Genomic DNA, 11,840 nt, shown 5'->3' with positions numbered 1-11,840 from the left:
ATTTTTTCTCTGATCCATCACTCTTCACAGGAGGCTTTGCACGGAGCATCAAAGCTCGGGTTAAAGGCATAGAAATTTTTGGCATCCAGCTGCTCCTGCACGGATCTCAGTGCTTCACCGAAACGCTGGAAATGGACTACCTCTCTTGCCCGAAGGAAACGGATGGGATCTGCAACCTCCGGGATATTTTTCACCACCCGGAGGATATTATCGTAGGTGGAGCGTGCCTTCTGTTCTGCCGCCAGATCTTCAAACAGATCCGTGATCGGATCACCCTTACTCTGGAATTCGCAGGCATTAAAGGGCACTCCACCTGCAGCCTGCGGCCAGATTCCCACCGTGTGGTCAATATAATACGGCCCAAGTCCGCTGTTCTCGATTTCTTCCATAGAAAGATCCTTTGTCAGCTGATGGACAATGGTGGACACGATTTCCAAATGTGCCAGTTCTTCTGTTCCCACATCATTGAGCACTGCCGCGACCATCCGGTTCGGTGCGGTAAAACGCTGGGAAAGATACCGCATGGAAGCTCCTATTTCTCCGTCCGGTCCGCCATACTGGCTGGATATAAACTGTGCCAGCTTTGCGTTAGACGTCTTGATATTTACAGGATACTGGAGTCTTTTTTCATAATTCCACATACCTTATCTGCACCCTCCTTCCTGTTCCCATGGAAACGGCTGTTCCATCCACTGCCATGACTTAAGATTGCTGTCGTTTCCGGTATCAATGGTCAGCGGTCCATAAAATTTTGCATATTTTTCCAGAAGCTCATTTCTTCTTGCTGAAAGCTCACTGTAATATTCAAGAGCTCTTTTTTCTTTTGGATGCGTATCCAGAAAAAGGAGAAGATCGTCAATGGCAAAGCTTACCTGGTCAATAAACTGCAGCAGTTCTTTTTTGGAAGTACAATTTCCATACATCATCGACTTCCTCCTCTCCTGCCGCAGAACGGCTTGCAAAGCTCAGGGAAAATAGTTCCGACCTGAAGAGCTTTTTTCAGCTCAAAGGTAGGCGCAAATTCCTGGTATGGCACATACGCCATTGCAGGAACCTGTTTTGCCATATCAGAAAATGATCGATCCGTCCGGCCTGCCATCCCGCTATTCATCCCACAGGTATACTGATATGGCCGGCAGCCCGAACGATTCATCTGAAATCGGTCCATAATCGAAATCCTTTCATTCATGATCACGCTATATTTTATGACCGTTTTTTAAACTTGTGAAAACAGGAATGTTCACTTTCCTTCATATATATCTATCTTTCTGCCATTTTTTTCTATATATACAGGAAAATATTACTGTTTAAAAATCAGATATACAGTGCTATAATATCCTTGCCTATCTTTACACGGATGGGCGCTTTTACTTATGATTTGTAGCCCTGACCGGCTATTGAAGGAGGAAATTATGCAGGTAATTATTGTAGGCTGCGGAAAAGTCGGTAGAAATCTTGCAGAGCAGCTTCAGGCAGAGGATATTGATATCACTCTTGTCGACGTTATTGCCGACAAGATCAATGATCTCTGCGAAAATATCGACGCTATGGGAATCGTCGGTAATGGTGCCAGCATCAATACTTTAATGGAGGCAGGTGTTGATACTGCAGATATTCTGATCGCAGTTACCGCTTCTGACGAGTTGAACCTTCTCTGCTGTCTGATCGCGCAGAAGGCCAACCACTGTCAGACCATCGCCCGCGTCCGTAACCCCATTTATGAAAAAGAAATCGGATTCATCAAAGAACGTCTTGGTGTTACCATGATCATTAACCCGGAGTTTGCCGCTGCCCAGGAAATTTCACGGCTTCTCCGTTTTCCATCTGCGATCAAGATTGACACCTTTGCACGTGGTCGTGTAGAACTTCTCAAGTTTAAAGTTCTCCCGGAATTCAAGCTGGACGGAATGAGCGTTTCCCAGATCTCAGATGCTTTCCGAAGTGATATTCTGGTCTGCGCGATCGAGAGCCGTGACAATGTATCCATTCCTGGTGGTGATCACATTATACACGACGGAGATATGGTTTCCATTCTGGCCTCTCCGCTTAATGCAGCGGCATTTTTCCGTAAGATCGGTCTCAAGACCAATCAGGTCAAAAACTGTATCATCGTAGGTGGCGGAACCATTTCCTATTATCTTGCCCATGCACTTCTGGGTATGAAGATCAGTGTCAAGATCATCGAGCAGAACAAAAACCGCTGTGAGCACTTAAGCGAACTGCTTCCAGATGCGACTATCATCAATGGTGACGGAACGAACCGTTCTCTTCTGCTAGAAGAAGGACTTTCCGAGTCCGAATCCTTTGTCACTCTGACAAATCTGGATGAGGAGAATGTATTTCTTGCTCTCTTTGCCAAAAGCATCTCCGATGCCAAGCTGGTTGCCAAGGTCAACCGTCTGGAATTTGATGATGTCATCGACTCCCTGGATATCGGAAGTGTCATCTACCCGAAAAATATCACTGCTGATTATATCCTGCAGTATGTCCGTGCCACTCAGAACAGCATCGGCAGCAATGTAGAAACCCTTTATCATATTCTGGATGGCAATGCAGAAGCACTGGAATTTGCGATCCGTGAGGAATCTGCCGTAACTTATATCCCTCTTGCAGAGCTGAATCTCCGCAAGAATCTTCTGGTGGGATGCCTGAACCGCAACGGCCGCATCCGCATTCCCCGTGGTCAGGATATGATCCAGGTGGGAGATACCGTGATCATCGTAACCACTCACAAGGGGCTTCGCGACATCACAGATATACTTGAAAAATAGAGGTACTGCCAAATGAATTATTCGATTATTATTTATATCCTGGGATGGATCATGAATGTGGAGGCTGTCTGTATGCTGGTTCCCGGCATCACTGCCCTTATCTACCGCGAAAAATCCGGTATTGCCTTCCTGATCACGATTCTGGCATGTCTGGCCATCGGTGTTCCACTGGTCAGCCGCAAACCGTCCAAGAAAGCGTTTTACGCCCGTGAAGGCCTTGTGACTACTGCTTTAAGCTGGATCGTCCTCAGTATTGTCGGTGCTGTGCCGTTTGTGCTCAGCGGGGCTATCCCGAATCCCATTGATGCTTTTTTTGAGATTGTTTCCGGTTTCACTACAACCGGTTCCAGTATTCTCTCCGATCCATCACAGATGCCTTACAGCATCAATATCTGGAGATGCTTTTCCCACTGGATCGGTGGTATGGGTGTTCTGGTATTTATCCTGACACTGCTTCCGCTTGCAGGTGGCTATCATATGAACCTTATGAAGGCAGAAAGCCCCGGTCCTTCCGTAGGAAAGCTTCTTCCAAAAGTCCAGTCAACTGCCAAGATCCTGTACAAGATCTACATTGCACTCACTGTTGCACTGATCATCCTCCTGCTTCTTGGGGGGATGCCTCTTTACGACAGTCTCTGTGCAGCATTTGGAACTGCCGGAACCGGTGGGTTCGGAATCAAATCCGACAGTATGGGAAGCTACAGCTTATATATTCAGATCGTCATCACCATCTTTATGATCCTGTTTGGCGTAAACTTCAATGTCTATTTTCTTCTTCTCACCAGGAAGTTTTCTCAAGCATTGAAATCTGAAGAGGTCCGCTGCTACTTCTTTGTGATCATCGCTTCTGCCCTGATGATCACATTCAATGTCCGACATCTGTTTGACAATGTGTGGGAAGCACTTCAACAGGCATTTTTCCAGGTTGGTTCTATTATCACCACCACCGGTTATGCCACTACGGATTTTAACCAGTGGCCTGCGGTATCCAGAACGATCCTGGTACTGCTTACCTTCTGTGGTGCCTGTGCCGGCAGTACAGGCGGCGGAATCAAGATTTCCCGTCTTCTGCTTCTTGCAAAATCCGTCCGCAAGGAACTGCATCTTTATCTGCATCCCAATGCAGTAAAAAAGATCAAAATGGACGGAAAAGCGGTGTCTCACGAAGTTATGCGTGCCACCAATATTTATATGATCGTTTATCTGATGATCGTGGCTACATCTATCTTTATCATCAGTTTTGATGAATTTGATCTTGTAACAAATTTCACAGCCGTAGTCACCACTTTAAACAATGTGGGTCCCGGTCTTTCCCTGATCGGTCCTACCGGAAACTTCGGGATCTTTTCTCCGCTGTCCAAGCTGGTCCTTTCTTTCGATATGCTGGCCGGCCGACTGGAGCTATTTCCGATTCTGATCCTTTTCCTTCGTGAAACCTGGAAGAAATTCTGATAAATATTCGTCATATTTTGCTATGTTTGTGGCATAAATTGTTCTTTTCACATTTATTTCAAATGTTAGACACACTTTCTTCACATTTTTACTGTATATTATAAACCATAGAAGGTGATGAACTTTCTATAATATTTTTCTTTTTCATACGCGCCGGTACGAAAGTACCGGCCTCCTTCCATTTATGGAGTATTTTTTTCCACTCCCTCATAATCGAAATCCGGAATAAAGCTTTCTGAAGCAGTTTCTCCTTCCTGTATAAATCCATTCTGAATCCCCATATCCACAGCAGCATCCAGAACTTTTTCATACTCTCTTTTTGTAACTTTCCGGTTTAATTCCTTAAATTCCACAAATTTTCTCACCGGCGTATACTGATTCATAATACTGATATAAATATCTTCCCCATAGGTTTCATGAAGATACCTCAGAGCCTTTATGGAATTTCCTGTATGTCCCGGCAGGATCAGATGACGGACAATAGTTCCTTTCCGGATGTATCCATCCTCTCCAAACTCACATTTCCCGGTCTGACGCACCATCTCTCCAATTGCAGCCTTTGCAGCCTGCACATAATCCGGCGCATAAGAAAATTTCTGTGCAAGCTCCGGATCCAGATATTTCAGATCCGGAAGATAAATGTCCACATATCCTTCCAGAAGCTTCAGGGTTTCTGTTTTTTCATACCCGCTGGAATTATACACCACCGGAATATCCAGACCATTCCTTCGGGCCATATCCAGTGCCTCTATGATCTGTGGTACATAGTGTGCACCTGTTACCAGATTGATGTTTGCAGCTCCTTTTTCCTTCAGTTCCAGAAAAATCTCTCCAAGCCGTTCCACACTTACAGCCCGTCCCCTGCTCCCGATGGCAATATCATGATTCTGGCAGAAACAGCAGCGCAGCCCGCATCCGGAAAAGAACACCGCTCCGGAACCTTTTGTTCCGGAAATGCAGGGTTCCTCCCACATATGCAGTGCTGCTCTTGCCAGATAAATTCTCTCATCCATGCCACAGAAGCCTTTTTTCCCTGCACCCCGGTCTGCCAGGCATTCTCTTGGACAAAGAGCACAAGCTGACATAATTTCTTCCGTACAGTGCGCGCTCCCTGCCATACTGCTGATTTTATTTTCATTCTCCACTTTCACTTTTCTCCTGATCTTTCTTCCACTATCGTTATTTTCTGTTATCTAGTACTAGTTTAGCACATCACGTCTGCTGCCAACAAGGCTTTCTCTGTTTACACTATATCCTTAATATAGTACAATGGATTTCATGGAATCTTAAGAATTTACCCCTTTCGTCTTAATTTCCGGCTGCTATTCTAATAACATCAGGGAGGTACAAAAAAGTGGCTAACATACTTGTTTGCGATGACGACAAAGACATCGTGGAAGCTATCGAAATCTATCTTACGCAGGAAGGCTATCACATTCTGAAAGCCTATGACGGACAGGAAGCACTGGATATCCTGAACAGCGAAACTGTAGATCTGCTGATCATCGATGTGATGATGCCCCGTCTCGACGGGATCCGGGCAACGGTCAAGATCCGGGAATGCAATCCTCTGCCCATCATCATCCTGTCCGCAAAATCTGAAGACACGGACAAAATCCTTGGCCTTAACATCGGTGCAGATGACTATATCACCAAACCTTTCAATCCTCTGGAGCTGATCGCCAGGGTAAAATCCCAGCTGCGCCGGTACACACAGCTTGGCTCCGCTGCACCGGCAGCATCGGAACACATCTACACAACCGGAGGTCTTACGGTAAACGATGACAAAAAAGAGGTGCTGGTAGATGGAGAAGCGGTACGGATGACGCCCATCGAATATAATATCCTGCTTCTTCTTATGAAAAATCCCGGACGTGTTTTTTCCACCACGCAGATCTACGAGAGCATCTGGAATGAAGATGCTCTGGCCGCGGATAACACGGTAGCTGTCCACGTCCGTCACATTCGCGAAAAGATTGAGATCAACCCCAGGGATCCCCGCTATCTGAAAGTTGTCTGGGGCCTGGGCTATAAAATCGAAAAACTGAGCCGGTGAGCCAGCCGGCCATGAAGTATCTGTGCTTCAGAAAGGGGTATTATGAATAAAAATAAACATACGGAAAAAAAACGTTCATTTATGCGCATTCCTGCTCTTGTCCTTGCACTTATCCTGCCTCTGATCATGGTCTTTTCAGCGGCACTGGTGATCCAGGCAGGTATCCGGATGGACTCTGCCGAGGATCTTAAAACAAAGGATTATTTCCAGACCTCTGCTTTTGCTGACAGCTTTTACTCAAAAGCTTCCACGATCCTGTCCGGAATCTCAGCCAGAGAAATCCTGGATAAAACAAACGAAGCTGCATACATTGATCTCGGAGAGCTTTATAACGGAGATTCTCTCTCCTTCAAAAACACCTCCGGACTAGCCTATTCCTTCAATGATCTTAAGGAATGGAGCTCACAGACGATCCATTCCAATGATAGCTGGATCGTCCTGAGCCTTACCACCCCGGAGGGTGAAACAAAATATATGTACTATTCCGATTTCAAAAAAGCTCTGGAAGACGGAACCCTGCAGCTAAATGCCAACTCCGGTGCCCTGAAATACGAGGGAATTTCCCAGAAAGACTGGACTGAGCGTATTCTTTCCTCTCTGAGCGCCGAATATGCAGACGGCGGCATCCAGTCACAGGAACCTCTGAAAAACATCACAGACAAAAACGGAAACGTGGTTTACACAGATGTGGCAAATATGCTCACTCCGATCCTTGAAATCCCCTGTGCACCGGAAGGTTACGACAGTCTCCTGGATTACATGAATTCCACCTCATCCAAAACCAGGAATTTCAAAGGGAACCTGAACGATGCCTTTGAGCAGCTGGATAATGCCCGGGATCTTTTTTCCAGCTGGACAGAAGCTGCTCAGACACTGGAGGAGTACAGCAGTGATAATTCCAATATCCATTATGCCTATACGGATAACACCTCACAGAAAATCTTCACAAATACAGATGCAGCCTATACTTCCGACCTGACTGATATTTCCGGTTTTTCAGACAAAAAGCCTTACGTGTTCCTAAGTGTCAACGAAGCTGCCACAGATGAGAAAAATGCCCGGAATGGTCTTATGAATCTGAACCTTTCCGCTGCTGCAAACTCTTCTGTAGGAAGCTGGATCGATCTCCTTCGAAACTCCACATACGATGAAAACTGCAGTTTTCTTGCCTGGATCGATGATACCAGCCTTCCTGTACAGGATTCCATTAAAACTGACAGACAGCATTTCCTGACTTACCGTACTTTATTTATCCCGGCTGCTGTGATCACCATGATCAGTTTTCTGCTCTTTATCATAGATTTTATCTGGCTTACTGTCCACACCGGAAGAAGAAATTCCGCTAGCGGTAATACAGACACTGCTCAACCAGAACTGAACTTTTTTGACAGGATCTATACGGAAGCAGCAGCAGGACTTGTGTGTATCCCGGCACTTGGTGTATTGACCGCAGGACTGAGCGTGCAAGCTTCCACCTATAACCTTGTCTCCTCCCTGATCATCCTGGGTATCACGATTTTCCTGATCACGTGCCTGTTCTGGATCGGCTATTTAAGCCTGATCCGCAGGATCAAAGCTCGCACCCTGTGGAAAAACAGCCTGCTTCGCAAATGCCTGAAGCTTCCCCGTCTGTGTCTTTGCAAAGCCGGTAAGCTGATCGATTTTTTCTCCAGGAATACCATCAGCAGAATACGCATGATAGTGGGACTTGGCGTATTTCTATTCCTTGAATTTTTCTTCAGTGCCCTGCTCGCGGCATCTGATGGATGGTTCCTGATGTTTTTGCTTCTATTCCTTCTGGATCTGGGTGCGCTTTTCTGCGTCTACAAAATTGCTCTTGGGCGTGAACTCCTCCTTGATGGCCTGAAACGGATCACCAATGGAGAGCTCACTTACAAGATCCCGGAAAAGGAACTCCGTGGTGATCAGAAGGCAATGGCACAGTATATCAACCGCATTGGTGACGGGCTGGACGCTGCCGTGGAAAAAAGCCTCAAAGATGAGCGTATGAAAACCGAATTGATCACCAATGTCTCCCATGATCTGAAAACGCCGCTGACTTCCATCATCAATTACATTGATCTGTTGAAAAGGCTGAACCTCAAAGATCCGGAAGCACTGAAATATCTTGAGATCCTGGACTCAAAGGCACATCGTCTGAAAAGTCTGACCGAAGATGTAGTGGAAGCTTCCAAAGCCAGTACCGGAAATCTTTCTCTGGAAATGACGGAACTGAACTTTGTGGAAATGCTTTACCAGGTGATGGGTGAATTCGAAGAACGGATGGAAAACAGACATCTGACCCTGATGACACATCTGCCTGATTCTCCTGCCATGATCTATGCCGATGGCAGACGGATGTGGCGTATCCTTGAAAATCTTTTCGGCAATATTCTGAAATATGCCATGGAGAACACAAGGGTCTATGCAGAAGTTCTTCTGGAAAAAGATCAAGTCATCTTTACCCTGAAAAATATTTCCGCACAGCCTCTGAACATTCCGGCTGAAGAACTGACCGAACGTTTCATCCGCGGCGATGTTGCCAGAAATACAGAAGGCAGCGGACTTGGATTATCCATCGCACAGAGCCTTACCCAGCTTCAAGGTGGCACCTTTAAACTTTATCTGGACGGTGACCTTTTCAAAGTCTGCTTAAGGTTTCCACAGAAGATCTCTCCCACAGCCTTATCCGCACCGGAAGATCCACATTCCGAAACACCTTCTTAACCATTCATAAAAAAACAGCAGCGGAAGCCCTGATGATATGATGAATCAGGAGCCAGGCTGCTGTTTTTCTCTTATTTTTGTTCTCTTTTACACTTTAATGGTGATCTCACGGTCTGTCCGGTTATATTTATAATACCGGACTCCGGCTGCATCCAGCATTTTTTTGGATGCGATCACCGACGGAGTATCTGCATATTTATCACAGTCGTATACGATAGTCCTGATCCCTGCCTGGATAATAGCCTTGGCACATTCGTTGCAAGGAAACAGGGACACATAAAGCTTGGCACCTTCCAGACTTCCTCCTCGGTAGTTCAGGATGGCATTGAGCTCACTGTGTGTCACATAAAGATATTTGGTATCCAGCGGATCTCCTTCTCTTCCCCAGGGAAACTCATCATCGGAACATCCATTTGGAAATCCATTGTACCCCATTGACAGGATCTTGTTATCTTCACTTACGATACAGGCACCAACCTGTGAATGCGGGTCCTTGGAACGCATGCCGGAAAGCATGGCAACACCCATAAAATACTCATCCCAGGAAAGATATCCCTGTCGTTTCTGTCCTTTTTTATCCATACAGAATCCTCTTTTTCTATTGGTTTCTTACTGATCGATCAATCCTCGATCATGTTGATCCTTCTGATATGACGCTCATCCCCGGAAAATGGTGTATCCAGGAATGTATCCACGATCTTCAGAGCAAGTCCCGGTCCTACTACACGACCGCCCATGGCCAGAATGTTGGCATCGTTATGAAGTCTTGTTGCCTCTGCAGTAAAGCAATCTGTACAAAGTGCAGCACGGATTCCCCTGAATTTATTAGCAGTGATAGAAATTCCGATACCTGTTCCGCAGATCAGGATTCCTTTCTCACACTCACCGTCCACGATCGCCTGTGCTACTTTCTTTCCATAAACAGGATAGTCTACAGATTCCGGACCATTGCATCCAAAATCTTTGTACTCCAGTCCTCTCTCTTCCAGATGCTTCTTTACCTCCTGCATCAGCTCATAGCCGCCATGATCACATCCCAGTGCTATCATTTTCTTTCTCCTCCTCAACGTTGATAATTTTATGACCAGCCGCTTTCAGTAAGCGGTTCATGATCGCCTGTCCCATTCTTGGTGTAAAAAATGCCTCTGAATAAATGGCACTTACATTACAGCTGTCAAAATCACGCAGGACCTCGTACAGATGATGCGCGATGGTTTCTTCCTGCTCCCGGCTTCCGATACTCTTTACGATTCCATGTGAATATCGGCCTTTTGTTTCATCTGTTGCGATGATCCCCACCGTCAGTCCCTTCTCCTCAGCCTCTCCGGCTCTTTTTTCAATCTCCGCGATCACACCCTCTGTGGACCCCTCCACAATGGCAAGATCTGCCTTTGGTGCATAATGACGGTATTTCATTCCCGGTGCTTTTGGATGGACCTTGCTGTCCGGTTTGATCAGCCCCTTATCCATCCTTACATCTCCAAGTGTTTCCCGGAGCATTTCCAGGGAAATATATCCCGGCCGCAGGACTACCGGTATGTCTTCTGTAAAATCTACGATCGTAGATTCCAGACCGATATTTACCTGTCCTCCATCAATGATCATATCAATGGCTTCTCCCAGATCCTCTGCCACATGTCCCGCTGTCGTAGGACTTGGTCTTCCGGAAGTATTGGCACTTGGCGCTGCCACATATCCGCCAGCCGCAAGAATCAGCTCCTGTGCGATAGGATCACTTGGAAAACGTACTGCCACACTGTCCAGTCCTCCGGTTGTTTCCTTTGGCACGATATCTGCCTTGGGAAGGATCATTGTCAGCGGACCCGGCCAGTATTTCTCAGCCAGTATTCTGGCTTTTTCAGGAACCTCCGTAACGATCTTATCCAGGTCACGGATATCTGCGATATGTACGATCAGCGGATTGTCCGAAGGTCTTCCCTTGGCTGCATAGATCTTCATCGATGCTTTCGGATCCAGGGCATTTCCTCCAAGGCCATATACAGTCTCTGTGGGAAATGCCACAAGCCCGCCGTTTTTCAGGATCTCGCCACCTCTGGCAATTGCCTTTCTGTCTATATTCTCCGCTGTCATAACTGCTATTTCTGCTTTCATTTTACGCTCCATTTACTGTCTGATATAAATCCCCTGCTCTTCAATAAAATCTTCCAGATCCTGAAGGGCATCCTGTGCCCAGGTTTCGGATTTCTGAAAAGTCTCCGGGAAAAACATGTCTTTTACTATTTTTTTACCTGTTTCTGTTTTAAAGATCTTCTCTGCACTTTTCTTTATATGTTCTTTATCCAGTCCATCTTCAAAATAATTAACCAGAAAATCAGCTTCCACAAGGATCTGATAATCCAGCCCGTCAATATCCTTATAGGTATGATGATGTCCTACCAGATATTCCACTCTGCGGATCACCCTCTCCTGAAAGCCCAGTGCGGTAAGCATCTCTCTGGCAGCTGCCGGACCTTCTGCTTCCTGCGTCTTTCCATCAGAGCGTCCGTATTTTTCCATACCGACTTTGATCCCGATATCATGAACGAGAGCCGCAGCTTCCAGAACATGCATCGTATCTTCATCCAGACCTTCACTCTGGCCGATCAGCCTTGAAAGATCATGCACCTTCACAAAATGCTGGATATGCTTCGGATCCCCCTGATAATAATGGATCATTTCCATATAAAGTCTGTCGATTCTGTTCATAATATCCTCCTCTCTGCTGCCATCCTGCAACTGTCACTTTTTTCTGTATACTGCTCAGCAGAAATCTCCTGCTGAGCATATCCGTTAACAGATAGCTACATAATAGTTACATTATAGCGTTATTATGG

At 46.1% G+C, this 11,840-nt stretch carries 12 protein-coding genes; 4 read left to right on the top strand and 8 right to left on the bottom strand.

Annotated elements, in window-relative coordinates; translation table 11 throughout:
• Nucleotides 1-17: 17 nt before the first annotated feature.
• Genes LKD46_RS04555 through LKD46_RS04545 form a run of 3 tightly spaced genes read right to left on the bottom strand, consistent with a single transcriptional unit; the run spans nt 18 to nt 1,168 of the window.
• Nucleotides 18-641, bottom strand: a complete 624-nt coding sequence (locus LKD46_RS04555) for a manganese catalase family protein (RefSeq protein WP_114002142.1) — start codon at nt 639-641, stop codon at nt 18-20.
• Nucleotides 642-644: 3 nt separating this feature from the next.
• Nucleotides 645-923 carry a spore coat protein CotJB gene (locus LKD46_RS04550; RefSeq protein ID WP_015527158.1) on the bottom strand — a complete coding sequence of 93 codons (279 nt, stop codon included), beginning with the start codon at nt 921-923 and terminating at the stop codon, nt 645-647.
• The gene (locus LKD46_RS04545; RefSeq protein WP_015527159.1) at nt 923-1,168 is read right to left on the bottom strand and encodes a spore coat associated protein CotJA; all 246 of its coding nucleotides are present in this window, start codon (nt 1,166-1,168) and stop codon (nt 923-925) included. The genes LKD46_RS04550 and LKD46_RS04545 overlap by 1 nt, the downstream gene beginning before the upstream one ends.
• Before the next feature lie 244 nt (nt 1,169-1,412).
• On the opposite strand from LKD46_RS04545, the gene trkA reads away from it, so the two are divergent.
• Together trkA and LKD46_RS04535 are read left to right on the top strand one after the other, a co-directional pair.
• Complete coding sequence (gene trkA / locus LKD46_RS04540) at nt 1,413-2,771, top strand: Trk system potassium transporter TrkA (protein ID WP_015527160.1); 1,359 nt, start codon at nt 1,413-1,415, stop codon at nt 2,769-2,771.
• A 12-nt stretch (nt 2,772-2,783) separates the two neighbouring features.
• Nucleotides 2,784-4,223, top strand: coding sequence for a TrkH family potassium uptake protein (locus LKD46_RS04535; protein WP_021651380.1), 1,440 nt, complete (start codon nt 2,784-2,786; stop codon nt 4,221-4,223).
• A gap of 182 nt (nt 4,224-4,405) precedes the next feature.
• Here the strand turns inward: LKD46_RS04535 and LKD46_RS04530 are convergent, their stop codons facing one another.
• Nucleotides 4,406-5,341, bottom strand: a complete 936-nt coding sequence (locus LKD46_RS04530) for a radical SAM protein (protein ID WP_227573884.1) — start codon at nt 5,339-5,341, stop codon at nt 4,406-4,408.
• Between the two features lie 236 nt (nt 5,342-5,577).
• Between LKD46_RS04530 and LKD46_RS04525 the strand changes: the two genes are divergently transcribed.
• Nucleotides 5,578-6,279 carry a response regulator transcription factor gene (locus tag LKD46_RS04525; protein ID WP_148444806.1) on the top strand — a complete coding sequence of 234 codons (702 nt, stop codon included), beginning with the start codon at nt 5,578-5,580 and terminating at the stop codon, nt 6,277-6,279.
• 42 nt (nt 6,280-6,321) lie between these two features.
• Nucleotides 6,322-9,006, top strand: coding sequence for a sensor histidine kinase (locus LKD46_RS04520; RefSeq protein ID WP_227573874.1), 2,685 nt, complete (start codon nt 6,322-6,324; stop codon nt 9,004-9,006).
• Between the two features lie 87 nt (nt 9,007-9,093).
• On the opposite strand, the gene LKD46_RS04515 is transcribed toward LKD46_RS04520, so the two are convergent.
• Genes LKD46_RS04515 through LKD46_RS04500 form a run of 4 tightly spaced genes read right to left on the bottom strand, consistent with a single transcriptional unit; the run spans nt 9,094 to nt 11,712 of the window.
• Nucleotides 9,094-9,588: a deoxycytidylate deaminase gene (locus LKD46_RS04515; protein ID WP_173746039.1), complete on the bottom strand. Its 495-nt coding sequence runs from the start codon at nt 9,586-9,588 to the stop codon at nt 9,094-9,096.
• A gap of 38 nt (nt 9,589-9,626) precedes the next feature.
• A complete protein-coding gene (rpiB, locus tag LKD46_RS04510) occupies nt 9,627-10,055 on the bottom strand; it encodes a ribose 5-phosphate isomerase B (protein ID WP_227573873.1) in 429 nt (142 codons plus the stop codon).
• On the bottom strand, nt 10,036-11,118 hold the full coding sequence (locus tag LKD46_RS04505) for an L-threonylcarbamoyladenylate synthase (protein ID WP_044961499.1): 1,083 nt from the start codon (nt 11,116-11,118) through the stop codon (nt 10,036-10,038). The genes rpiB and LKD46_RS04505 overlap by 20 nt, the downstream gene beginning before the upstream one ends.
• Before the next feature lie 12 nt (nt 11,119-11,130).
• Nucleotides 11,131-11,712 carry an HD domain-containing protein gene (locus LKD46_RS04500; protein ID WP_015527168.1) on the bottom strand — a complete coding sequence of 194 codons (582 nt, stop codon included), beginning with the start codon at nt 11,710-11,712 and terminating at the stop codon, nt 11,131-11,133.
• Between the last annotated feature and the right edge of the window lie 128 nt (nt 11,713-11,840).

Source organism: Blautia fusiformis (assembly GCF_020686995.1).
Lineage (GTDB): Bacteria > Bacillota > Clostridia > Lachnospirales > Lachnospiraceae > Blautia_A > Blautia_A fusiformis.
This window is presented reverse-complemented; position numbering and strand designations above follow the sequence as displayed.

Excerpts from the sequence above, each read along its gene's own strand:
- LKD46_RS04550 (WP_015527158.1), bottom strand. The coding sequence starts at position 923 with ATGTATGGAAATTGTACTTCCAAAAAAGAACTGCTGCAGTTTATTGAC.
- LKD46_RS04530 (WP_227573884.1), bottom strand. The coding sequence starts at position 5,341 with ATGGCAGGGAGCGCGCACTGTACGGAAGAAATTATGTCAGCTTGTGCT.
- trkA (WP_015527160.1), top strand. The coding sequence starts at position 1,413 with ATGCAGGTAATTATTGTAGGCTGCGGAAAAGTCGGTAGAAATCTTGCA.
- LKD46_RS04515 (WP_173746039.1), bottom strand. The coding sequence starts at position 9,588 with ATGGATAAAAAAGGACAGAAACGACAGGGATATCTTTCCTGGGATGAG.
- LKD46_RS04505 (WP_044961499.1), bottom strand. The coding sequence starts at position 11,118 with ATGAAAGCAGAAATAGCAGTTATGACAGCGGAGAATATAGACAGAAAG.
- LKD46_RS04545 (WP_015527159.1), bottom strand. The coding sequence starts at position 1,168 with ATGGACCGATTTCAGATGAATCGTTCGGGCTGCCGGCCATATCAGTAT.
- LKD46_RS04555 (WP_114002142.1), bottom strand. The coding sequence starts at position 641 with ATGTGGAATTATGAAAAAAGACTCCAGTATCCTGTAAATATCAAGACG.
- rpiB (WP_227573873.1), bottom strand. The coding sequence starts at position 10,055 with ATGATAGCACTGGGATGTGATCATGGCGGCTATGAGCTGATGCAGGAG.
- LKD46_RS04520 (WP_227573874.1), top strand. The coding sequence starts at position 6,322 with ATGAATAAAAATAAACATACGGAAAAAAAACGTTCATTTATGCGCATT.
- LKD46_RS04535 (WP_021651380.1), top strand. The coding sequence starts at position 2,784 with ATGAATTATTCGATTATTATTTATATCCTGGGATGGATCATGAATGTG.
- LKD46_RS04500 (WP_015527168.1), bottom strand. The coding sequence starts at position 11,712 with ATGAACAGAATCGACAGACTTTATATGGAAATGATCCATTATTATCAG.